This window comes from Burkholderia sp. Bp8991, from assembly GCF_003853795.1.
Classification (GTDB): domain Bacteria; phylum Pseudomonadota; class Gammaproteobacteria; order Burkholderiales; family Burkholderiaceae; genus Burkholderia.
This window is the reverse complement of the sequence record NZ_QTQJ01000003.1, coordinates 351,574-375,001: the sequence shown is the minus strand read 5'-3', so window position 1 is coordinate 375,001 and position 23,428 is coordinate 351,574. Positions and strand designations below refer to the sequence as shown.

The following is a 23,428-nucleotide window of genomic DNA, read 5'->3' as shown; positions in this document are numbered from 1 at the left end:
TACAGCACGATGCTGCGCAACGAGATCTTCGATTTCGCGCAGATCGGCGCGTTCGTCGAGCGGGCCGACAACACCGCGCGGATCATCGACGTGAAATACCACCTGCTGCTGCCGTCGGTGTCGCACGTGGGCACGATCCTCGACAACTACCAGTGGGAGACGATCCTGCGCTGCGTTGCTGCTCACCGGTCGTATCGCTGGGTGTACGACGTGCAGTACAAGCCGATGAACATCGCCGACTACCTGATCCTGAACGGCCGCATGCCGCGCTCGCTGCGCTATTGCTACGGGCGCGTGGTGTCGAGCCTGAACCTGCTCGCGAAGGATTACGGCGTGACACACCCGTGTCACGACACGGCCACGAAGATTCTGCAGATGCTGTCCGACACCTCGGTCGAGCGGATCTTCAAGAGCGGCCTGCACGAGTTCCTGACCGACTTCATCGGCCGCAACAACAGCCTGGGGATCGATATCGCCCAGGCCTACAACTTCGACTGAGACTTGCCATGCGACTCGCCATCCGACACATCTCGCGTTATCAGTTCGACGATCAAGCCACCCATGCGCTGCAACGGCTGCGGCTGCGCCCGCAATCGGGGCCCGGGCAGACGGTGCGCGCGTGGCAGGTCACGATCGACGGCGTCGAGCCGACGCTTTCCTATGCGGACGGATTCGGCAACCGGATCGACCTCGTGCGCCACGACCGCGGCGCGAAGAACGAGGTCGTCGTGGTCGCGGCCGGCGTCGTCGAGACGCAGGACCGCGCGGGCATTCTCGGCCACCCCGAGGGCTATGCGCCGCCGTGGATCTTCGAGCGCGAGACCGCGCTCACGAAGGCCGGCGACACCGTGCGCGAGCTCACGCAGGCGCTGCCGATCGAGCCGCACAGCCTCGATGCGCTGCACTGGCTGATGACGGAAGTGCACGACCGCATCGCATACGCGCCGAACCTGGCCGACGCGCCGGTCGATGCCGAAACCGCGCTGCAAAGCGGCGAGGGCACCAGCCGCGACCATGCGCACGCGTTCATCGCGGCCGCTCGCGCGCTGAAGGTGCCCGCGCGCTACATCTCGGGCTACGTGCTCGCCGACAGCGCGATGCAGCGCATCGCCGACGCGAAGCAGAGCGCGAGCGACGAGGATGCCGAGGAAGCGCTCGCGCTGCAGACGGGCGACGGCATGCAGCAGGTGCTCGGCGCATCGCATGCCGCACAGTCGCAGGGCTTGCCGCAGGCGGCACTCGGCGCGCAGCCGCAGGCCGTCGCGCTGATGCAGCAGCCGGCCGGTCACGCGTGGGCCGAGGCGTACGTCGAAGGGCTCGGCTGGGTCGGCTTCGATCCGTTCATGAACCGCTGCCCGGACGAGCGCTACGTGCGCATCGCCGTGGGCCTCGACTATCGCGACGCGCAACCGGTGACGGGGATTGGCGCGAGCGCCGTCGGCATCGAGATCAGCGTCGTGCAGTCGCCCGAACTGGTCTGACGCATACCTTCTCCGAACCCGCCGTGCCGTGCCGCCGCAGCGACGGCGACGCGGCGCGCGCGGCCGGTCCAACCCGAACCGAGCGGCTCTCCCATGCCCATTCACGTCGCGCTGCATCACACCACCCGCTACCGCTACGACCGGCCCGTCAACCTCGGGCCGCAGATCGTGCGGCTGCGGCCCGCGCCGCACTGCCGGACGCCGATCGTCGCGTATTCGATGACCGTCGAGCCCGCGCAGCACTTCATCAACTGGCAGCAGGACCCGTTCTCGAACTATCTCGCGCGGCTCGTGTTTCCGGAGCGCACCGAACACTTCGAGATCACGATCGACCTGGTTGCCGAGATGTCGGTGTACAACCCGTTCGACTTCTTCCTGGAAGCCAGCGCGGAGCAATACCCGTTCAGCTATGACGATGCGCTGAAGACCGAACTCGCGCCGTACCTCGCTTGCGATCCGCAGACGAGCGCGGCGCCGCTGTTCCGCGCGTATCTCGACGGCGTCGACCGCACGCCGGCCGGCACCGTGAACTTCCTCGTCGCGCTGAACCAGCAGCTGCAGCACGACATCGGCTATCTGGTGCGGATGGAGCCGGGCGTGCAGACGCCCGAGCAGACGCTCGAACTCGCGTCCGGGTCGTGCCGCGACAGCGCGTGGCTGCTCGTGCAGCTGTGCCGGCATCTCGGCATCGCCGCGCGTTTCGTGTCCGGCTACCTGATCCAGCTCACGCCCGACGTGAAGGCGCTCGACGGCCCGAGCGGCACGTCGGTCGACTTCACCGACCTGCACGCGTGGTGCGAGGTCTACCTGCCGGGCGCGGGCTGGATCGGTTTCGATCCGACCTCGGGCCTGCTCGCCGGCGAAGGGCACATCCCGCTCGCATGCACGCCGCAGCCGACCAGCGCCGCGCCGGTGGAGGGGCTGATCGACGAATGCGAAGTGTCGTTCGAGCACGAGATGGTGGTGACGCGCGTGTACGAATCGCCGCGCGTGACGAAGCCGTATACCGAGCAGCAATGGGACGCCGTGCGCACGCTCGGCGCGCAGGTCGACGGCGCGCTGACGGCCGGCGACGTGCGGCTGACGCAGGGCGGCGAGCCGACCTTCGTGTCGATCGACGATCGCGACGGCGCCGAATGGAACACCGATGCGCTCGGCCCGACCAAGCGCGGCTATGCGACCGAACTCGTGCAGCGGCTGCGCGCCGAATACGGCGAAGGCGGCTTCCTGCATTTCGGGCAGGGCAAGTGGTATCCGGGCGAGCAGCTGCCGCGCTGGGCGCTGTCGATCTTCTGGCGCGCCGACGGCCAGCCCGTGTGGCACGACCCGTCGCTGTTCGCCGACGAGCGCGAGCCGTCCGCGTGCACGACCGAGGACGCGAAGCGCTTCATCGACGCGCTGGCCGCGCGCCTCGGACTGACCGACGAATTCGTGCGGCCCGGCTACGAGGATGTCTGGTACTACCTGTGGCGCGAGCGCCGGCTGCCCGTCAACGTCGATCCGTTCGACTCGCGCCTCGACGACGAACTCGAGCGCGCGCGGTTGCGCAAGGTGTTCGACCAGCATCTCGACAGCGTGGTCGGCTACGTGCTGCCGATCAAGCGCACGGACGACGCGCCGGGTCTCGACGGCCCGCGCTGGCAGACCGGCCCGTGGTTCTTCCGCGACGAACGGATGTACCTCGTGCCCGGCGATTCGCCGATGGGCTATCGGCTGCCGCTCGATTCGCTGCCGTGGGTCGCCGGCGCCGACTATCCGTACCTGGTCGAACGCGATCCGTTCGCGCCGCGCGACGCGCTGCCGGACGCGGCCGCGTTCCGTGCGCGTCATGCGGGTGCGGCCGACGCGCCGCGTTACCTGGCCGGCGTGCATCGCGAAGCGTCCGCGCAAACGGTCATGCAGTTGCGCAGCGACGGCAGCGCCGCCGGCGACCGGCACGCGCATGCCGCGCAGGACCCGCAGCGCCACCCCGAGCGCTTCGAATCGGCCGCATGGATCACGCGTACCGCGATGTGCGCAGAAGTGCGCAACGGCATCCTGTACCTGTTCATGCCGCCGCTCGCCGCGCTCGAGGATTATCTCGACCTGCTCGCGGCGATCGAGCTGACCGCGCAGGCCCTCGGCGTGAAGCTCGTGCTCGAAGGCTATCCGCCGCCGCGCGATGCGCGGCTCAAGCTGCTGCAGGTCACGCCCGATCCCGGCGTGATCGAGGTGAACATCCATCCGGCGAAGAGCTTCGACGAACTCGTCGGCCAGACCGAATTCCTGTACGACGCCGCGTGGCAGTCGCGGCTGTCCAGCGAGAAGTTCATGGTCGACGGCCGGCACGTCGGCACGGGCGGCGGCAACCACTTCGTGCTCGGCGGCGCGACGCCGGCCGACAGCCCGTTCCTGCGCCGCCCGGACCTGCTCGCGAGCCTGATCGCCTACTGGCACAACCATCCGTCGCTGTCGTACCTGTTCTCGGGGCTGTTCATCGGGCCGACGAGCCAGGCGCCGCGCGTCGACGAGGCGCGCAACGACCAGGTCTACGAGCTCGACATCGCATTCGCGGAAATCCAGCGCAACAAGCTGCTGTACGGGCAGGACATGCCGCCGTGGCTCGTCGACCGCGTGCTGCGCAACCTGCTGATCGACGTGACCGGCAACACGCACCGCAGCGAATTCTGCATCGACAAGCTGTATTCGCCGGATTCGTCGACCGGGCGGCTCGGCCTGCTCGAACTGCGCGCGTTCGAGATGCCGCCGCATGCGCGGATGAGCATCGTGCAGCAACTGCTGCTGCGCGCGCTGGTCGCGCGCTTCTGGGCCGCGCCGTATACGACGCCGCTCACGCGCTGGGGCACCGCGCTGCACGATCGCTTCATGCTGCCCGCGTTCCTGAAGATGGATTTCGACGACGTGCTGGCCGAGCTGCGCGACGCCGGTTTCGCGTTCGATTCCGCATGGTTCGCGCCGCATTTCGAATTCCGCTTCCCGCTGTTCGGCCAGATCGCGGTGAACGGGATGCAACTGTCGCTGCGCGGCGCGCTCGAGCCGTGGCACGTGATGGGCGAGGAGGGGGCGCCCGGCGGCACGGTGCGCTACGTCGATTCGTCGGTCGAACGGCTCGAAGTGCGCGTGACCGGGCTGAACGACAACCGTCACGTCGTGACCGTCAACGGCCGCGCGCTGCCGTTGCAGCCGACCGGCACCGTCGGCGAATACGTCGCAGGCGTGCGCTACAAGGCGTGGGCGCCGCCGTCGGCGCTGCATCCGACCATCGGCGTGCATGCGCCGCTCACGTTCGACATCGTCGATACGTGGCTGCAGCGCTCGCTGGGCGGCTGCCGGTATCACGTCGCGCACCCGGGCGGGCGCAACTATGCGACGTTCCCGGTCAACGCGTACGAAGCCGAGAGCCGCCGGCTCGCGCGCTTCGTCGCGATGGGGCACACGCCGGGGCGGATGGACGTGGCGGCCGCCGCGCCGAGCCGTGAATTCCCGTTCACGCTCGACCTGCGACGGCCCTGATCGTCGGATGAAAGGACGCACGACGATGCGCGGTTTCCGACCTCCCGGCGCGCCGGGAGGAGTGCTAGGATGCGGGCAGACTGCGGCCGCCCGCCGCGTCTGCCGTGCCCGGACGACGGTGCGGCGGCGCGCGGGCACCGCTGCCCCCTGACGACGGAACGATACCGACCGTGCCGCCCATTCACCCCGACGATCTCGCCGACGCCGACGCGATGCCCACGCTTTTCGATACCGGCGCGCAGCCGGACGCCGCGGAACTGGCCGCCGCGCTCGCGGCGCCGGCCGCGGCCGGCCGCTACGACGAACTGCGCGGCAGTGCCGCCGGCCTCACCGCGCCGCTGCTCGCCCCCGCATGGCGCAGCTTCTTCACGTCGATCGGCAGCGACGGCGTGGCCGACCTCGACCGACGCGCCGACGCGCTGCAGCGCCGCATGCGCGAGAACGGCCTGTTCTACCAGCTCCACGAACAACGCGCGGGCGACGGCGCGGCCGGCCCGTGGTCGCTCGACCTGCTGCCGCTGATCGTCACGCCCGAGGACTGGGTCGCGATCGAGCGCGGCGTGCTGCAGCGCGTGCGGCTGCTGAACGCGACGATGGCCGATTTGTACGGACCGCAGACGATCCTGCAGCGCGGGCTGCTGCCGCCCGCGCTCGTGACCGGCCACCCGGGCTACCTGCGCGCGATGCGCGGCGCACGCGTGCCGGGCGATACGTGGCTGCACGTCGTCGCGTTCGATCTCGCGCGCGGCCCCGACGGCCAATGGCGGATCGTCGCGCAGCACACGCAGGGCCCGTCCGGCCTCGGCTATCTGCTCGAGAACCGGCTGATCGTGTCGCGGCTCTTTCCGCGCGGTTTCCGCGGGCTGCGCGTGCAGCGGCTCGCTTCCGCGTACCGGTCGCTGCTGCAGAGCATGCAGGCGCTCAGTCCCGCCAGAAAGAATTCGCGGATCGTGCTGCTGACGCCCGGGCCGCACAGCGCGACCTACTTCGAGCATGCGTATCTCGCGCGCTACCTCGGCCTCACCCTCGTCGAGGGCGGCGACCTGACCGCGCGCGACAACCGCGTCTTCCTGAAGACGCTGCGCGGGCTCGAACCCGTGCACGGGATCTTGCGGCGCGTCGACGACGCGTGGCTCGATCCGCTCGAACTGCGTCCCGATTCGATGCTCGGCGTGCCCGGCCTGCTGCAGGCCGTGCGGGCGGGCAACGTGCTGCTCGCGAATGCGCCGGGTTCGGGCTTCCTCGAGTCGCCGGGCATGCTCGGCTTCATGCCGCGCCTCGCGGAAGCGCTGCTCGGCGAAACGCTGACGCTGCCGGCCGTGCATTCGTGGTGGTGCGGCGAGGCGGCCGCGTGCGGCGACGCGCTGCCGCAGCTTGCGCGCAGCATCGTGAAGCCGTCGTATCCGCCCGAGGTGCAGGCCGGCGGCGCGTTCGACCCGGTGATCGGCGCGCGGCTCACGCCGGCGCAACTGGCCGAATGGCGTGCGCGGATCCTGGCCCGGCCCGAGCATTACACGGTGCAGGCCGACCTGCCGTTGTCGCAGGCGCCGACCTGGCCGGGGCACGACGCGTCCGACGGCAGCGGCGGCGCGCGCATCGTGCCGAAGCCGCTGCTGCTGCGCGTGTTCGCGCTCGCCGACGGCGCGCAGCGCTGGCGGCTGCTGCCGGGCGGACTGTCGCGGGTCGGCACGCGCGATACGCTGTTCAACGCGCCGATGCCGCGCGGCGGCAGCACGGTCGATACGTGGGTGATGACCGAAGGCATCGTCGATTCGACGACGCTGCTGCAGACGCGTCTCGGCCCCGACGATCTGGTCGAGCGTCCGCGCGCGATCGCGAGCCGCGCGGCGGAGAACCTGTTCTGGCTCGGCCGCTATACCGAGCGCGCGACCAACCTGATGCGTCTCGCGCGCGCCGCGCTCGAACGGCTGCGCGGCGAGGACGACGTCGACAGTCCCGCGCATCTCGAGTTGATCGACACGTTGTGCCGCGACACCGGCCTGATCGCGCCCGACGCGCCGAACGCCGTCGATGCGCCGCGCGCGTTCCAGTACGCGCTCGCGACGTCGCTGACGCGCGGCGCGGACCGCACGTCGGGCATCGCGTCCTGCCTGTTCGGGATGCGCGGCGCGGCTGCGGCGATCCGCGAACGGCTGTCGAGCGATCAGTGGCGGCTGATCGACGACGCGACGCAACTGTTCGCCGACAGCGCCGATCATCCGGAAGCCGAGGAGCAGATCGGCAACGAGGCGCTGCAGTTGCTGGAGCGCCTCGGGCTGCTGCTCGGCGCGATCACCGGCGCGCAGACCGACAACATGACGCGCGACGACGGCTGGCGGCTGTTGTCGATCGGGCGGCAGATCGACCGGCTGGACTTCCTGTGCAGCGTGCTGAAGTTCGCGTTCGACGAAGGCGCGGTGCACCGGCAGGACGGCTTCGAACTCGTGCTGGAGCTGTTCGACAGCACGATCACGTTCCGCTCGCGCTTCCAGCGCGGCTTCGACGTCGCGCCGCTGCTGTCGCTCGTCGTGCTCGACACCGACAATCCGCGCTCGCTCGGCTGGGTCGTGCAGGCGTTGCGCGGCCGGCTGACGAAGGTCGAGCGCAGCGAGGGCTATGCGCTGTCCGAACTGGCCGAGACGATTCCGGACGTGCCCGCGTGGTCGCTGCACGAACTGTGTGAAACCGGAGATGATGGTCGGCACGACGCGCTGCTCGATGCGCTCGACACGACGGTGAAGGCCGTGTGGGATCTGTCGAACCGGATCGGCGAGCGGTATTTCAGCCACGTTCGCGAGGCGGGCAGGACGCTATGGTGACGCCGAAACACGCGGCGAAGACGCCGCCCGCGGCCGCCCCCGGCAGTGCGAAGCAGACAGCGGCGGCGGTCGTGCCCGCGGCCTCGAATGCATCGGCCACGTCGGCCGGTCGTGTCCTGCGCGTCACGCACGACACCGAATATCGCTACGCGGCGCGCGTCGAATCGGCCCAGCACCAGGCGCGGCTGCAGCCGCTCGCGACGCCGCGCCAGCAGGTGCTGTCGTTCGCGCTCGACATCGAACCCGGACCGGAAACGGTCGGCACCGAGATCGACGCGTTCGGCAACGCGCGCGCATCGTTCGCGCTGAACCAGCCGCACGATGCGCTGCTCGTGCGCAGCCGCAGCACGGTGCGCGTGAGCCCGCCCGTCTGGTCGCAGGGCGCACGCGGCGCGCCGCCGCCCGCGATCGCGCATCCCGACCCCGAGCACGCAACCGCATGGGAAGCCGTGCGCGACCGCCTGCGGTTTCGCGCGGGGCAGCCGTACGACGCGGCGAGCGAGTTCGTGTTCGCGTCGCCGCACGTGGCGTGCGATCCGGAACTGGCTGCGTATGCGGCCGCCAGCTTCACGCCGCAGCGGCCGCTCGTGCAGGCCGCATGGGACCTGATGCGGCGGATTCACGCCGACTTCGCGTATACGCCGAACAGCACCGACATCACGACGACGGCGCTCGATGCATTGCGATTGCGCAAGGGCGTCTGCCAGGATTTCGCGCACGTGATGATCGGCGCGCTGCGCTCGCTCGGGCTCGCCGCGCGCTACGTGAGCGGGTATCTGCTGACGCAGCCGCCGCCCGGGCAGCCGCGGCTGATCGGCGCGGACGCATCGCATGCATGGGTCGACGTGTACGACCCGGCGTGGCCCGAAGACGGCGGCTGGCTGCAGCTCGACCCGACCAACGACCGCGCGCCGGGCGACGACTACGTGATGCTGTCGATCGGCCGCGACTACGCGGACGTGACGCCGCTGCGCGGCGTGATTCGCGGCGGCGGCGCGGATCAGGAGCTGAAGGTCGGTGTGACGGTCGAGCCGCTCGATGAGGCGCTCTAAGGCCTGACGCGCCGGCCGCCGGACGTTTAAGTCGTCGTTAATACTGCCCGCCTAGCATGGTGTTGCCGGCGAACGGATCGGACCCGATCCGGCGCCGGCGGCACGCACGGGTGCGTCGACGTCACGGCGCCGCGCCGTCGCGCGTCGCCATTCCCTTGCAACGGCGGCAGACATGATCAAGAACTTCGACTACACGCTCGGCAACGAGACGATCGAGCTTTGCGCGAGCTTCGGCGCGGGCCCGGCGTTCCGCCGCGTGCTCGTGAGCCGTGCGGATTCGATGGAAACGCTCGTGGTGCTCGACGCGCGTGGTCTGTCGGGCCTGCTGAAGGTCGCGACCGAGGAGCCGGAAGGGTTGCTCGACGATGCGATCCGCAAGGTTGGCGATGAACGACTCGTCGAGCGGGCGATCAGCGGCCGCACGATCGTCGAAGCGGCGCTCTGAGCGGGGCGGCGCGCGCCGGACGGCATGGCCGGCTGCCGCGCGCCGCGTGGTATTGCGCGGTATGTGCTGCGTTGCTTGCGCTTACGCCGCGAACCGGTCCGTCGCCGCGAGCAGCGCCTTCAGGATGCCCGGTTCGTTGTATGCGTGTCCGGCATCCGGCACGATCTCGAACCTCGCGTCGGGCCATGCCTTCGCGAGATCCCATGCGGTGCGTGCGGGCGTCGCGATATCGTAGCGGCCTTGCACGATCACGCCCGGAATCCCGGCGAGGCGATGCGCGTCGCGCAGCAACTGGCCCTCCTCGACGAACCCGCGATTCACGAAGTAGTGGTTTTCGATCCGCGCGAACGCGAGCGCATAGTGGCCGTCCGCGAAGTGCGCGGCCAGCGCCGGGTCCGGCAGCAGCGTGATCGTGCGGCCTTCCCAGAGGCTCCATGCGCGCGCGGCTTCGAGCTTCGCGGCTTCGTCGTCGCCCGTCAGCCGGCGATGGTACGCGGCCATCAGGTCATCGCGCTCGGCTTGCGGAATCGGCGCGAGGAATTCTTCCCACAGGTCCGGGAACAGCCACGACGCGCCTTCCTGGTAGTACCACAGCAACTCCGCGCGGCGCATCGTGAAGATGCCGCGCACGACGAGTGCGCCGACGCGTTGCGGATGCGTCTGCGCGTACGCGAGGGCGAGCGCGCTGCCCCATGAGCCGCCGAACACGAGCCACTGTTGCGCGCCGACCATCTCGCGCAGCCGCTCGATGTCGGCCACCAGGTCCCAGGTCGTGTTGTTGTCGAGGCTCGCATGCGGTGTGGAGCGCCCGCAGCCGCGCTGGTCGAACAGCAGGATGTCGTAGCGCTCGGGATCGAACAGGCGGCGATGGTCGGGGCTGCAGCCCGCGCCCGGGCCGCCGTGCAGGAACACCGCGGGCTTGCCGGACGGGTTGCCGCAGCGCTCCCAGTAGATGCGGTGGCCGTCGCCGGTGTCGAGGTGGCCGTGGGCGTAGGGTTCGATCGGTGGGTACACAGGCAGGCTCCGGGTGAGGGTCGGCAGGGCGGCGGACGAGGCACGGGCCGGTGGGCGATCGGAATACGGCAGCGCCGGTATCGCGGATATTGCGGCGCCGCAGATTCGTTGTGTCGGCATCGGCCCGGCGGCCGCCGGGCAAGGCTTGTCATTATGCCCATTCATTGCGGCCGCTGCGTGCGGTGGCGATGCCGGTTGCACGGCGCGGCATTGCGGCCGGCATGCTCGGCGGAATTTTTTGAGCAATTTCATTCGGATATTTTTCAGACAAAATCCCGGCGGCATATCGGCGCACCGATCGCGGGCGCCGACCTTCATTCCGTTCCTCCGCCGTGCCAACGGGAAACGAACCGATGAACCATCGCGTCAAGCAACTGACCGGGTTGCGCGCCGTCGCGGTCACGATGGTCGTCGTCGGCCATGCGGAACGCGTGCTGCCGGGCGGCTACACCGGCTGGCTCGCGCCGCTGCGGCTGGTCGCCGACGGCCGGCTCGGCGTGCTGATCTTCTTCGTCCTCAGCGGCTTCCTGATCACCAACGTGCTGCGCGCGGAGTTCGCGCGCACCGGCGGGATCGCGCTCACGTCGTTCTACGTGCGCCGCGCGCTGCGGATCTGGCCGGCGTGCTACGTGTATCTCGCGACCGTCGGCGTGCTCGCCGCCGTCGGCTGGCTCGACGTCGGGCGCCGCCAGTGGCTGTATGCGGCGCTGCATCTGTGGAATTTCTCGGCATGGTTCGGGCTGAGCGGCGACAACGTGCTGCACCCGGACGGCGCGTGGTATCTCGGCCATTTCTGGTCGCTCGCGCTCGAGGAGCAGTTCTACTGGTTCTGGCCGCTGCTGTTCGTGTTTGGCGCCCGCCGTCGCGGCACGCGCTGGCTGGCCGCGCTGATCCTGGCCGTGCCGCTCGCGCGCGCGCTCACGTATTTCGTCGCGCCGGCGCTGCGCGGGCAACTCGGGATGATGCTGCATACGGGCGTCGATCCGATCCTGATCGGCTGCTACGCGGCGCTCGAACGCGAACGGCTCGAAGCATGGATCGGCTCGTGGCGCGGCGAGACGCGCATCGTGACGGCGCTCGTCGTCATCGTGCTGTTCGGGATGCCGCTTGCCGAACATCGGCTCGGCGGCTTCTGGAATGCGACCTACGGGGTGACGCTCGAGGCCGCGCTGATCGCGATCGTGATCGTCGTGCTGAATTTCCGCAGCGAGTTCTGGTGCGCGCGGTGGCTGCGGGCCGCGCCGATCGTGTTCGTCGGCTCGATCTCGTTCAGTCTGTATCTGTGGCAGCAGCCGTTCGCGAACCCGGATCTGGCGGTTCCGCACGCGTTCCCGCTCGGCATCGTGTGGGCGCTGCTGGCCGCGATGGCCAGCTACTTCCTCGTCGAGAAGCCGTTCCTGCGGTTGAAGGATCGCTATACGGCGCGCGAGGCGCGACGCATGCGTGGCGACGCGTTGCGGATGCCGGCGCCGCCGGCAGATCCGATCGGGCCGAAGGTGGCGGAGTAGGCGGGCGAGTCGCGGCCCGCCGCCGCGTCACTTGAAGCGCTTGACCGCCGTCGGCGAATACCAGAACGTCCGGAACATATCGATTCCGTACGACTTGCCGTCGTATCGGACGACCGTGCGCGCGGTTCGCTTGCCCGTATCCGAGTAGGTGCCGTCTTCGCGTTTCGTCTGCGTGATGTGCGCGGTGATCGACAGGTCCGCAAAGCCGTGGCTCATCGTCTTCTCGACGGCGATCGTCGTCTTCGCGTCTTCGCTGCGCGCGTCGCCGGCACCGGCGCCGCAAGCCTCGCCTTCGACGCTGATCCAGCCATACAGATTGGTGCCGAACACCGGCCGGATGCGATTGCCGTCGCGCACCCACAGCGTCAGCTCCTCGCCGGCGTTCGCGTCGGGACAGCTCGGCCCGCGCGCGCTGCTGACGAACACGACGCCGAACGCGCGCACGTCGGGCGACAGACGGTACGGCGCGGTGTCGATGCGATAGCTGTTCGGGCCGACTTCGGTGGTTGCGTCTTCCTCGACGGTCGACTCTTCGGCCGCGACGACCTTGCCGCCCTCGACCAGCGCGACGACCTGCAGCTTGCGGCTTTCGTCGGGGTTCTTGCTTTGCGGCAGCGTGTCGAACGCGACGGCCGCGATCGTCGTCTGCGGCGCGTTCGGCATCGCCTTGCATGCCGATGCGATGACGAGCCGGTCCGCGTCACGCGTCGCGATGCGTGCGCTCGCGATGCCGGCCCAGCGGGCGACGGCCGTGACGGTTGTGTCGTCGCAAGGCTGGCCGTCGGCAGCCTGAACCACGGGGCAGGCGGCGAGCGCCAGAAGCGAGGCGAAATGGAGGATTCTCGGGGGCATGAGGGCGAATGGTTTCTTGGCTGTGGACGATACTGAACGGCCGGAAGCGGCCATTCGCACGGAGATCACCGCGAACCGCCGAGTATCGCATCGACTCCGGGCACCGACATGTACGCGTCAACTGCATATATTCCTGGCTGACCAGCCTTCGTGAGCACGGCAGTTCAGCGGATCCGATCGCAGGTCACACGGTTTTGCCGAGGGGGCGCTTCGGCGTTGCGATCCTGGCCGCCTGCAATTGCGCTCACCTGCTCGCGCCCATTCGATTACCGCGCGCCTGCAGAAACGGAAAGATCGCAAAGCAAAGTTGGCTTGCGAGGCCGATCGCGCCGGGTACAGACCAAAAGCCGGCAAAGTACTCGAGCACGGTCCTTCCAAACAGGAGTCCGTTGGTGCACAACTCCGCAATCGTCAATATGGCCAGGGCGATCGCGCCCATCAGCAACGCCTCGTTGGTATCCGTCAGGAGGTCGTGTTTTTTCGCGCTCCAGTGCGACACGTACCAACTCGCGGCCAGCATGAACGGCGCTTCGAGCGATACGGCTGCCGTCTCTCCCAGCAGCCGCACAAGCAGCAGGACGCGCATCGCCCCGAAGGCGAAGCCGATCGCAAAAACGATCAATGCATAAAGGCAGCCCGCTTCCGCGCAGGTTGCCCATCGGGGGCTACGATGTGAGCACCGCGTCACGGCGTCTTGTGTTTTTGATATGGAAGGAGATCAGCAAATGCAAAGATCGGTGTGCCCGAAGCCTTGTGAATAATCGAGCACCGAAATGACTATCGGAATCACGCGAAATATCCGGACCTCGTCAGGAGACGGCATCGGCATTGGCAGCGCGTGCATGTCCGGATACTTCAGTGGAAGCATGTGCAAGACCTTCTCTGCTTCGGCACGATCAGTTACCAGTTGTGCACGTGCCGCCATCGACAAACCGGTAATCGCCATCAGATCCGATGTGTCGTGGTCGATCGTGAGCGATACCCGGTCGTCGCGGGCCAGATTGGCCGCCTTCTGGCTTTCCAGGCCGCAAAGGAAGTAAAGCGTCAGTGCCTGGCTCACGTATCCGACGGTGGTCGCCTGCGGCCAGCCGTCCGGCCTTAGCGTGGCGATCGTCATGATTCGGTGCTGATCCAGCAATGACAGGATCTTTTCCTTGATCTGCTCGTCCATGGATCACCTTCCAGTTCGTGAAATCCTATCCTGTCCCACCGGGTCATCCGGCGCTTGATGCAAATCAAATACCGAAGATGACCGACTTCGAGACGCACGGCGCGCAAGCGTGAGCGGCCCGCCTGCACGACCTGCCGCGCAGGCCGCGATTCACGCCGACCGCAATTGACTCAGATCAACGGAGCCGGCATTTGCCTGACACAGGTTGACGTGACAGGCTAGATAGTCGACAACGCGCGCCGAAAACGGCCCGCTGCGGAGATACGGGTGTTGAGAATCCAAGCGACGAAGGGAATTGCCTTTGCGTCTGGATGCGTGCCGAGTCGCGTGTCGCGGTGGCGGTTTTCAGCAAGTCTCGCTGTGGAGGATTTGGGGCTGCGCCGGGGGCTCGGAATCGCAGTCCAAAGGGGCGTTGCGAATTTTCCATTGCCGCTGCACGTGAGCAACATTGCGCGTCAAATCACTGCATGCGCGCCGCACTCTGGCACGGCAGCCGCGACAACTTACGGGAATTGAGCATGGACAGGCGAACTTTCTTCGTCGGCGCCGGCGGCGCCTTGATGCTGGCAGGCGGCGCGACTGCCTGGATGTCGTCCGTGGGATCGATGGCCGACTATCAGGCCTATGCAAAGCGCCTGCGTGCGGCTCTGACAATGCCGCCGAGCCTTGGCGGCCTCATCCGCTATGCGGCACTTGCCGCCAACAGCCACAACACGCAGCCTTGGCGGTTTCATGTCGGCGACGGGTTCATCGACATTCTGCCGGACCTCTCGCGCCGCACACCCGCTGTCGACCCGGACGACCATCATCTGTTTGTGAGCCTTGGATGCGCGGCGGAAAACCTCGCCATCTCGGCTGCAGCAACGGGCTGGCCAGGAGAGGTTCAGATGGCTTCCGGCGGAGACGGCGCACGTTATGCATTCGTACGCGGATCGATAAGGGCGAGTTCGCTTTTTGCCGCAATTGCCAAACGACAATCGACGCGCGCGGAATATGACGGGCGTGCCGTTCCTGCCGCCGATCTCGCGTTCCTCGAGCGGACGGCTGCCACGCCCGGCGTTCACTTGACCCTCATCACCGACCGAATGGGGATCGACAAGGTCAGAGATCTGGTGGTAGCCGCCAACGACATTCAAATGGCGGATTCGGCTTTCATGAGCGAACTGAAGCGATGGATCCGGTTCAACCCACGCAGCGCCATGTCGTCGGGCGATGGCCTGTTCTCCGCTGCAAGCGGGAATCCAGTGCTGCCGAGCTCCCTTGGACGCTTCGCGTTCGAACGGTTCTTTGACACCCGAACCGAGAACGACAAATATGCCCGCCAAATCGATTCGTCGGCAGGCATTGCCGTGTTTGTTGGCGATCGGGAAGACAAGATGCATTGGATCAGGGTCGGCCAGGCCTGTCAGCGCTTCGCGCTGACAGCGACAAACCTCGGGATCAAGGTCGCCTTCGTCAATCAGCCCGTCGAGGTCGCTCGCCTTCGTCCGCATCTGGCAGGCATCGTCGGCGATACCAGCCGGCGACGGCCTGATATCGTCATGCGCTTCGGCTATGGACCGACCCTGCCATTCTCGCCCCGCCGTCCCGTGGAGACTGCGCTGGCTTGACGCCGCCGGTATTGACGCGCTGTTGACGTCAGGCGAGCGTCGGCCAATTGCCGCTGTTCAATCCAATCATGGGGCCTTTGCACGGGCCAAAGCGGAATACGCGCAGTTCGTCGACGCGGTTCGCCGGGAAATCCTGGAATACTTCGACGTGACCGACAATCAACCGGACTGGAAGGTCGTGCTGCGCAATGACGACAGCGATGAGCTGTGGGCGGAAGTCAACCGGCAGCGCAGCGGGTTGGGAACCGGCGAAGTGCGTGGAGATCTCTGATCATTGCTTGCAGTCGCATGTGCCCGCTGCCGGAAAGGCTCACTCCACCAGCAATTTCGCGCTGTGGCGCGACAAGATCCCGACGAACTGGTCGGCAGGCTGTGGCCGCGCGAACAGGAAACCTTGCCCCTGATGGCAACCGATCTCCTGCAGGAAGGCCAGTTGTTTTTCCGTCTCTACGCCCTCCATCACGACATCGAGCCCGAGCGCGCGGCCCATTGCAACGATCGCGCGCACGATCGCATCGTCCGTGCTGCCCGAACCGCAGTCCGTGAGGAACGACCGATCGATCTTCAGCGTATCGACGGGCAGATCCTTCAGATACACCAGCGACGAATATCCCGTACCGAAATCGTCGATCGCCAGGCTGATCCCCCGGATCGCCAGTTCGCGCAGCAGGATGCCGATTTCCTCGCGGGTGTTCATCGCCATGCTTTCGAGCAACTCGAGCTGTAAGCATTCGGTCGGCAACGCGGTTTCGCTGAGGATGGTCGTCAAGTCGCTGAGGAAATGGTCGGTAAGGCATTGCCGTGCCGACACGTTCACCGCCACACGCCCGAACTCGAAGCCCGCGTCGAGCCATCGGCACGCCTGGCGGCAGGCTTCATGGAGCACCCATCGGCCGATCGGGACGATCAGCGCGGACCGCTCCGCGAGCCCGATGAAGTCGCCCGGCGGTACGAGCCCCCTGCGTGGATGCAACCAGCGCAGCAACGCCTCCACGCCGACGATCCGGCCGCTGGTCAGATCGTATTGCGGCTGGTAGAACAGGCGGAATTCATTCTGCTCGAGCGCGCGGTGCAATTCGCCGAGCATATCCAGCTGCTCGATCGCCGACGACGTCATCTTGCTCTCGAAGAACTGGAACACGTTCCTGCCGCGACTCTTCGCGCCGTACATCGCCTGGTCCGCAAGCAGGATCAAGTGCTCCGCCTCGATCCCGTCGTCAGGATAGATGCTGATGCCGATGCTCGGTGTCACGAAGATCTCGTGGCCACCGATATCGATGGGCCGCGCCACTTCGTCGAGCAGCGTGCGCGCAATACGCCCGACGTCGCGGACGTCGTCGAACTCCTCCAGCACGAGCGCGAATTCGTCACCGCCCATGCGTGCCACCGTGTCGTTCGCGAGCACTTCCGCGACGATGCGTCCCGCGACGATCTTCAACACCTCGTCGCCGGCGTTGTGGCCGAGCGTATCGTTGACCAGCTTGAAGCGGTCGAGATCGAGGTACATCACCGCGACCTTGCGACCGAGCCGCTTCGCCTGGACGATCGCGTGCGCGAGCCGCTCCTCGAACAGCGCCCGGTTCGCGAGATTGGTTAGCACGTCGTGCGTGGCGAGATAGCCCAGCCGCTCTTCCGCCTGGCGCCGCTGCGTGATGTCGGAAAAGATCGCCGCGTAGTTGGAGATCCCGCCTGCGTTGTCGCGAATGCTGGTGATCGTCAGATATTCGAGAAACAGCTCGCCGGTCTTGCGGCGATTCCAGATTTCGCCTTGCCAGTGGCCATCGGTCGTTAGCGAATGCCACAGCTGCTTGTAGAACTCGGGCGTCTGGCGCCCTGAACTCAGCATGCTTGGGTTGCGCCCGATCACTTCGTCCTCGGTGTACCCGGTCAGGCGCGTGAAGGCCCGGTTGACGCGCTCGATCTTCGCGTGCCGGTCGGTCACCATGATGCCTTCGAGCGCCGATTCGAACACCCGATCCGCCATGCGCAGGTTGAAGCGGGCGAGACCCAGTGCTTCGTCGCGCTCGCGCAGGGCGCTGCGCAGCTCGTTCGCGTATTCGTGCTCGATGCTCTGCAGCACGTCCGCGAAACAGAGCAGCCCGGTGAGCCTGCCGTCCTCGTCCTGGATGCCGACGTGTCGCATATTGTGCTCGGTCATGAAGCGCTGCGCGGCATACAGACTCTGCCGGGCGGACAGCATCTGCAGCGGCTTGCTGGCGAAGGCGCCGACCGCGCCTTGGGTTCCGCCGTCCGCCAGGAGCCGGACGACGTCCCGTTCGGTCAGGATGCCGTGCTCGCCGTCGTCGTAGCCGACGAGGATCGCATCGAGCCGTTGCGCGCGCATCTGCGCGATGACTGCGTGCAGCGCGGCATGCTCGGGCACTACGACGGGCGGATGGACGGAGATCGATTCGATCGGCTTCAGGTGGAGGAAAAATTCCGGCCCCTGGTTCACGACGACGTCGGTCTGCGTCAGCACACCGATCGCGGCGCCATCCCGGACCACCACGAAGTGCCGCACGCCCGACTGCGTGAACTTCATCGCAGCTTCACCCAGCGGCGTATCGGCCTCGAGCGTCAGCACCGGATGGCTCATCGCCTCGCTGACCGGCCGATCGAGCCCGCGCGGATTGTCGCTGGCCGACAGTGCATCATGCTCGGTCCAGATCCCGACGACCTGGTCATCCTGCATCACGACGATCGAGCTGCAGTGCTCGGCGAACATGCGTCGCGCGACCTCCCGCACCGGCGTGGCGGGTGCGCAAGAAAGAATCTGACGCGCGATCAGGCGCGCGATCGGAACATCGTAGCTGTTCGGATACATTTTCTAACCAACACGAAAAAACCTTGCCGGCGCATGGTGATCCGGCAACCTGCGGGCTCGTCTGCGGCGGCCGGCAAGACCTGATTCCGCTCGCCTCGAATGGTTGCGTACTCATCGAATTCGCAAGCGGGGTATTGCCCCGTCGCTCGAGGCATCGTGGCGGCGAGCGCGGTGCCGTGACCCCCGGCACCACATTCGACGATCCGATGTCCAGCGCACCCAAACGCCGGAGCATCGCCTTCTCAAGAGCGGCCATCCTGCGTTAACGACAGGTTCGGACAAGAGTTGAGTGCCATGACGGCATCGGGGCTGCGTGGCGGCAAGTCGAACGGCTGCGGGCAGGGGTGACACGTCGATGCTCACGCTACTTCCCGAACAACAAAAAAGGCCCTTGCGGGCCTCTTACGGATGAAGGGGTGAGCAACGTTCATTGCGTCAACGCGGCAAACCCCTCCAGCAACCGCTCGACATCAGCCGCTTGAATCGCGCCCATCGTCGAGATCCGGAACAGTTCCTTCGACAACCCGCCTTGCCCCGCATAAATCACGAAGCCACGCGCCTTCAGCCCGTCGTGCAGCGTCTCGTACGTGACGCCTTGCGGCAGCCGGTACGCACGCAGCACGACCGACGACGCGCCTTCCGGCAGCACGAGCGACATCCCGCGCGCCGCGAGCCCGGCCTGCGCCTGATCGGCGAGCGCCTTGTAGTGCGCATGCCGCGCACGCCAGCCGCCGGCCTCATCGAACTCGCGCAGCGCCTCGACGAGCGCGTAGTACGCGTGCACGGACGGCGTGAACGGCGTATTGCGCTGATCCTGCAGCTTCGCGAGCCGGCCGAGATCAAGGTAATACGTGCGGCTCGCCGCCTTCGCGAGCGCGCTGCGGCGCACGATCACGAACGCGGCGCCCGGCACGCCGTGCAGGCACTTGTTCGCGGTCGCGGCGACCGCGTCGATCACGCCGCCGGCGAAGTCGATCGCTTCGGCGCCGAAGCTGCTGACGCCGTCGACGAGCATCTTCACGCCACGCGCACGGCACACGTCGGCGATCGCGCCGAGGTCGTTCAGCCGGCCGGTCGTCGTTTCGTGATGAATCACCGCGACGTGCGAATAACCGCCCGCGTCGAGACGCGCGGCGATCTGCGCGAGATCGGGCGCCTGCATCCATTCGTGCTTCAGCACCTCGTGCGCGATTCCGTACTGCGTCGCGATCTGCGTGATGCGCTCGCCGTACACGCCGTTCTCGATCACGAGCAGCTTGCCGTCCTGCGGCACGAGCGCCGCGATCATGCTCTCGACGGCGGCGGTGCCCGAGCCGGTCATCAGCACGGCGGCCCATTCGGCCGGATCGAGCTCGTACGCGGCGACGAGGCGCGCACGCGCTTCATCCTGCAGATCGAAGAATTCGCTTTCGCGATGGCACAGGTCGGGTTGCAGCAGGCTGCGGCGCACGCGTTCGGTGAGCGTGACCGGGCCGGGATTCAGCAGCAGCATCAATGAGCTCCTTCGGCGTGGGCTTCAGCCTGTGCGGCGCCGATATGCCGCATCAGGCGGGTCTTGACCTCGACCGGCGTGACGGTCGGGCGGGGCAGGCCGTCGGGCACGCCCGTGCGGATCGCCACGCGCACGAACTGCGCACCGTCGGCCCGCGCGGCGAGCGTTGCATCGAGCACGTCGAGCGTGTCGCCTTCGACCGCCGACGCATAGCCGCATGCGGCCGCGACACCCGCGAACGACACATGCTGCGACACGGTCGCCTGGCCGCCCGTCGATTCGTGCGCGCCGTTGTCGAGCAGCACGTGCGTGAGGTTGGCCGGGCCGTAGGTGCCGAGCGTCGCGAACACGCCCATGCGCATCAGCGCGGCGCCGTCGCCGTCGACGGCCACCACGCGCAGGTCGGGGCGCGCGAGCGCGAGACCCAGCGCGAGCGGCGTCACGCAGCCCATCGAGCCGACCATGTAAAGCTGGTTCGGGCGGTCGTCGATCGCATAGAGCTCGCGGCCGCAGAAGCCGGTCGACGCGAGCACGACGGTCGAATCGACCGGCGTGTGCGCGATCACGCGCTGCAGCGCGTCGTGGCGGGTCGGCCACGCGTCGGCCGACGCGGCACGCGACGACGCTTGCGCGGCGACATGCGCGCGCGGCGCTGCCGCCGGGTTCGCCTTCAGCTCATACGGCGCGACGCTGCCTTTCTGCATCACGAGCGCGTACGGGCGGCCCGTCGCGTCCATGTGCGCGATCGCGCGGTCGAGCGCCGGGCCGACCTGTTCGGGGTCGGTCGGGAACGTCTCCCACGGGATTTCCATCGTGTCGAGCATCGCCGGCGTGATCGGGCCCATCAGCGCGTGCTGCGGCTCGTCGGCGACACCCGGCTGGCCGCGCCACGTGACGATCAGCAGCTGCGGCAGCCGAAACGTCCAGGTCAGCGACGTGAGCGGGCTCACCGCGTTGCCGAGCCCCGAGTTCTGCATCATCGCGATCCCGCGCTTGCCGCCGAGCGTGGCGCCGGCGATCAGCGCGACCGCGTCGCCTTCGTTCGCGGCCGACACGTAGTGCAGCGTCGGGTCCTGCAGCACGTAGTTGATGAACGGCGTCAGGTACGAGCAGGGCACGCCCGCGTACCAGTCGAAACCGCGTTCGCGCGCGGCCTCGACGAACTGGGCCGCTTCGATCATTGCGCGCTCCCGTTGCCGGCGCCCGGCTCGGACAGCGGCGTCTGGCCGTGCGCGAAGTCGCCCGCGCGGCGGAAGTCTTCCAGATCGTTGACGCCGCGCCAGTGGCCGTGCACGTACTGCACTTCGATCTTCTCGCCGGCGGCGATCAGCTCGTTGAGCAGCGACGGGATGTCGAGCGTGTCGAAATCGGGGCGTGCCTGCAGCGTCGCGAGCATCGCCTTCAGGCGGTCGACGCCCGCGCCGCGCACGTTCAGGAGACCGATCCAGCGGCCGTGCGGCGTGCCGGCGGCGACGTCGCTCGACACACGTTGCAGATACGTCTTCTGGCCGAACAGGCCGCGGTCGTCCGCCGCCGAGCACAGCGCGAAGTCGCGCACGCTCTGGTGGGTTTCCGTGTGCGACGAATCGACGACGACGCTGAACTCGGCCTCGCTCTCCGCGAGGTCGCGCACGATGTAGCTGCGGAACAGCAGGTCGCCGTACGAGATCACGGTGTCGCCGGTCAGGCGTTCGGCCGCACATGCGAGCGACGCGAGTTCGCCCGTCTGCGCATGGCGTTCGTTGACCACGAGCTTGATGCCCGACGTGTCGATCGCGTCGGCGCGATAGCCGCCGACCACGGTGATGTCGTTCACGCCGTGCGTCTTGAAGCCGTCGACGAGCCAGCGCAGCAACGGCTTGCCGGCGACCGGCAGCATGACCTTCGGCTTGTCTTCGGTGACGGCTTCGAGGCCCTTGCCGCGGCTCGCGGCGAGCACGATTGCGGCGTTCGACGCGCGCGACGACGACGACAGGTAGATGCGCTCGGCGGCCGAGTACTCGTCGGCGTCCTGCAGGCGGAAGATCTCGTTGACCGATGCGACGCGGTCCTCGACGTTGATCAGCGTTTCGCTCTCGTGGATCTCGCGCGCGGTCGCCTGCATCGCGGATGCCGACGCGCGGATCAGGTGGTTCGCCCAGATCACGGTGCTGATGCCGGCCTGGCGGAACACGTCGGTCGGCGTGCTGTAGTACTTGGTCGGTACGATCACGAGCGGCGCCTTGCCGCTCCATTCGCGCGCGAACTGCAGGATCTCGTCCGGGCGCGACAGCTTGCTGTGGATCAGGATTGCGTCGGCGCCGGCTTCCGCGTACGCGTTCGCGCGACGCAGCGCCTCGTCCATCCCCCAGCCTGCGATCAGCGCTTCGACACGCGCGACGATCGAGAAGTCGGGATCGGTCTGCGAATCCTTGCCGGCCTTGATCTTGCCGCAGAACTCGTCGATTTCCGCGAGCGGCTGGCGCTCGCCGCCGATGAAGCTGTTGGTCTTCGGGAACTGCTTGTCCTCGATACAGACGCCGGCGATGCCGCGCTGCTCGAGCTTCTTCACGAGGCGGCGCACGTTGTTGAAGTTGCCGTAGCCGGTGTCGCCGTCGAGCAGGATCGGCAGGTCGCTCGCGTCGGCCATGAATTCGAGCACGTCGACGACCTGCGTCCAGCTTGCCTCGTTGTTGTCGCGCACGCCGAACTGCGCGGAGATCGCGAGGCCCGATGCCCAGATCCCCTTGAAGCCCGCTTCGCGGACGATGCGCGCGGACAGGCCGTTGTGCGCTTCCATCAGGAATTCGAGTTCGCTGCTGACGAGCATGCGGCGCAGGCGTGCGCTGCGCGATTCGGAGAAGTTGGGTTCGCGTGCGTTCATCGTGCGGCTCCGGCGGTCGTGCGTTGAATCAGGGGGAGAATTTCTTGCGTCGCGCGTGCGACGTCGTTCGGGAAGTCGATCTCGATCCACGGCGAACCCGTGACGTCGGCGACGTCGAACGCGTGGCCGCCTTCGAGCAGCAGGTCGCGCACGGCTTCCTCGTGCGGCATGTTCGCGCGGCCGCTGTCGACGTAGCCCGCGACGATTTTCGCGAGGCGGCGCGCGGTGCCTTCGGTGAAGCGGAAGAAGCCGACCGACTCGCCGATCGTGTCGTAGTCGAGGTCGACCGCGAGCTGCTTGCGCAGCTCGACCGGCACGCTGTTCTTCAGGCACAGCTTGACGGGCTCGTCGCCGGCCTCGAAGTCGCGATCGATCAGCAGGCGGTCGACCGACTTGTCGGCATCGGCGACCAGCGCGTGCAGGATGTTCTCGTCGTACAGCACGTCGGCGTCCATCAGCAGCACGTCGCCGCCGCGCGTCATCGCGTCGGCGACGGTGTGCACGGTCAGCACGCTGCCGAGGTCGTAGCGCTCGTTGATCACGATCTCGGCGGTGCGGCCGAGGCGCTTCAGTTCCTGCTCGACCTTCTCGTGCTGAAAGCCGAGCCCGAGCACGATTTCATCGACGCCCGCGGCGTCGAGCACACGCAGATGGCGCTCGAGCAGCGACACGTCGTCGAAGCGCAGCAGGCACTTCGGGAATTGCGCCTCGGGCGGTTGTTGCAGGCGCAAGCCGAGGCCTGCCGCAAGAATGATGGCTCGCATGGGTTCTCCAACCAAAAAGC

The 23,428-nt window shown here is 67.5% G+C and carries 18 protein-coding genes and 1 pseudogene; 9 read left to right on the top strand and 10 right to left on the bottom strand.

What is annotated here, in order from left to right; translation table 11 throughout:
- From DIE02_RS05400 to DIE02_RS05375, 6 genes are all read left to right on the top strand, one after another.
- Positions 1-498 (top strand): alpha-E domain-containing protein (locus DIE02_RS05400; RefSeq protein WP_148093141.1); only part of this gene is annotated, 498 nt, incomplete at its 5' end.
- A gap of 8 nt (positions 499-506) precedes the next feature.
- On the top strand, positions 507-1,481 hold the full coding sequence (locus tag DIE02_RS05395; protein ID WP_124485049.1) for a transglutaminase family protein: 975 nt from the start codon (positions 507-509) through the stop codon (positions 1,479-1,481).
- A 93-nt stretch (positions 1,482-1,574) separates the two neighbouring features.
- Positions 1,575-4,994 (top strand): DUF2126 domain-containing protein, encoded by a 3,420-nt coding sequence (locus DIE02_RS05390; RefSeq protein WP_124485048.1) that lies wholly within the window; start codon positions 1,575-1,577, stop codon positions 4,992-4,994.
- 212 nt (positions 4,995-5,206) lie between these two features.
- Positions 5,207-7,813 carry a circularly permuted type 2 ATP-grasp protein gene (locus tag DIE02_RS05385; protein WP_124485088.1) on the top strand — a complete coding sequence of 869 codons (2,607 nt, stop codon included), beginning with the start codon at positions 5,207-5,209 and terminating at the stop codon, positions 7,811-7,813.
- Positions 7,807-8,865: a transglutaminase family protein gene (locus DIE02_RS05380; RefSeq protein ID WP_124485047.1), complete on the top strand. Its 1,059-nt coding sequence runs from the start codon at positions 7,807-7,809 to the stop codon at positions 8,863-8,865. Before DIE02_RS05385 ends, DIE02_RS05380 begins: the two co-directional genes overlap by 7 nt.
- 172 nt (positions 8,866-9,037) lie before the next feature.
- Entirely contained in the window at positions 9,038-9,310 is a 273-nt protein-coding gene (locus DIE02_RS05375) for a hypothetical protein (RefSeq protein WP_124485046.1), read from the top strand.
- Positions 9,311-9,391: 81 nt separating this feature from the next.
- Here the strand turns inward: DIE02_RS05375 and pip are convergent, their stop codons facing one another.
- Together pip and DIE02_RS05365 are read right to left on the bottom strand one after the other, a co-directional pair.
- Entirely contained in the window at positions 9,392-10,324 is a 933-nt protein-coding gene (gene pip, locus DIE02_RS05370) for a prolyl aminopeptidase (protein ID WP_124485045.1), read from the bottom strand.
- 151 nt (positions 10,325-10,475) lie between these two features.
- Complete coding sequence (locus DIE02_RS05365; protein ID WP_124485044.1) at positions 10,476-10,694, bottom strand: hypothetical protein; 219 nt, start codon at positions 10,692-10,694, stop codon at positions 10,476-10,478.
- On the opposite strand from DIE02_RS05365, the gene DIE02_RS05360 reads away from it, so the two are divergent.
- Positions 10,678-11,832, top strand: coding sequence for an acyltransferase (locus tag DIE02_RS05360; RefSeq protein WP_124485043.1), 1,155 nt, complete (start codon positions 10,678-10,680; stop codon positions 11,830-11,832). The genes DIE02_RS05365 and DIE02_RS05360 overlap by 17 nt on opposite strands.
- Positions 11,833-11,859: 27 nt before the next feature.
- Here DIE02_RS05360 and DIE02_RS05355 read toward each other — a convergent pair whose 3' ends face one another.
- The 3 genes from DIE02_RS05355 to DIE02_RS05345 form a co-directional block, all read right to left on the bottom strand.
- Positions 11,860-12,684, bottom strand: coding sequence for a multidrug ABC transporter ATPase (locus DIE02_RS05355; RefSeq protein ID WP_124485042.1), 825 nt, complete (start codon positions 12,682-12,684; stop codon positions 11,860-11,862).
- A gap of 244 nt (positions 12,685-12,928) precedes the next feature.
- Positions 12,929-13,306 (bottom strand): hypothetical protein, encoded by a 378-nt coding sequence (locus DIE02_RS05350; RefSeq protein WP_124485041.1) that lies wholly within the window; start codon positions 13,304-13,306, stop codon positions 12,929-12,931.
- 96 nt (positions 13,307-13,402) lie between these two features.
- Complete coding sequence (locus tag DIE02_RS05345; protein WP_124485040.1) at positions 13,403-13,855, bottom strand: pyridoxamine 5'-phosphate oxidase family protein; 453 nt, start codon at positions 13,853-13,855, stop codon at positions 13,403-13,405.
- Between the two features lie 518 nt (positions 13,856-14,373).
- On the opposite strand from DIE02_RS05345, the gene DIE02_RS05340 reads away from it, so the two are divergent.
- Both DIE02_RS05340 and DIE02_RS05335 read left to right on the top strand, forming a co-directional pair.
- Positions 14,374-15,465, top strand: a complete 1,092-nt coding sequence (locus DIE02_RS05340) for an Acg family FMN-binding oxidoreductase (RefSeq protein WP_124485039.1) — start codon at positions 14,374-14,376, stop codon at positions 15,463-15,465.
- A gap of 73 nt (positions 15,466-15,538) precedes the next feature.
- Positions 15,539-15,736: pseudogene (locus DIE02_RS05335) on the top strand (ATP-dependent protease); the annotation flags it as partial.
- Between the two features lie 39 nt (positions 15,737-15,775).
- Here DIE02_RS05335 and DIE02_RS05330 read toward each other — a convergent pair.
- The 5 genes from DIE02_RS05330 to DIE02_RS05310 form a co-directional block, all read right to left on the bottom strand.
- Positions 15,776-18,289: an EAL domain-containing protein gene (locus DIE02_RS05330; RefSeq protein ID WP_124528839.1), complete on the bottom strand. Its 2,514-nt coding sequence runs from the start codon at positions 18,287-18,289 to the stop codon at positions 15,776-15,778.
- A 427-nt stretch (positions 18,290-18,716) separates the two neighbouring features.
- Positions 18,717-19,781 carry a 2-aminoethylphosphonate aminotransferase gene (locus tag DIE02_RS05325; RefSeq protein WP_124485037.1) on the bottom strand — a complete coding sequence of 355 codons (1,065 nt, stop codon included), beginning with the start codon at positions 19,779-19,781 and terminating at the stop codon, positions 18,717-18,719.
- Positions 19,781-20,962 carry a phosphonopyruvate decarboxylase gene (aepY, locus tag DIE02_RS05320; RefSeq protein ID WP_124485036.1) on the bottom strand — a complete coding sequence of 394 codons (1,182 nt, stop codon included), beginning with the start codon at positions 20,960-20,962 and terminating at the stop codon, positions 19,781-19,783. Before aepY ends, DIE02_RS05325 begins: the two co-directional genes overlap by 1 nt.
- Entirely contained in the window at positions 20,959-22,644 is a 1,686-nt protein-coding gene (gene aepX, locus DIE02_RS05315; protein ID WP_124485035.1) for a phosphoenolpyruvate mutase, read from the bottom strand. The genes aepY and aepX overlap by 4 nt, the downstream gene beginning before the upstream one ends.
- A complete protein-coding gene (locus DIE02_RS05310; protein WP_124485034.1) occupies positions 22,641-23,408 on the bottom strand; it encodes an NTP transferase domain-containing protein in 768 nt (255 codons plus the stop codon). The genes aepX and DIE02_RS05310 overlap by 4 nt, the downstream gene beginning before the upstream one ends.
- Positions 23,409-23,428 lie beyond the last annotated feature (20 nt).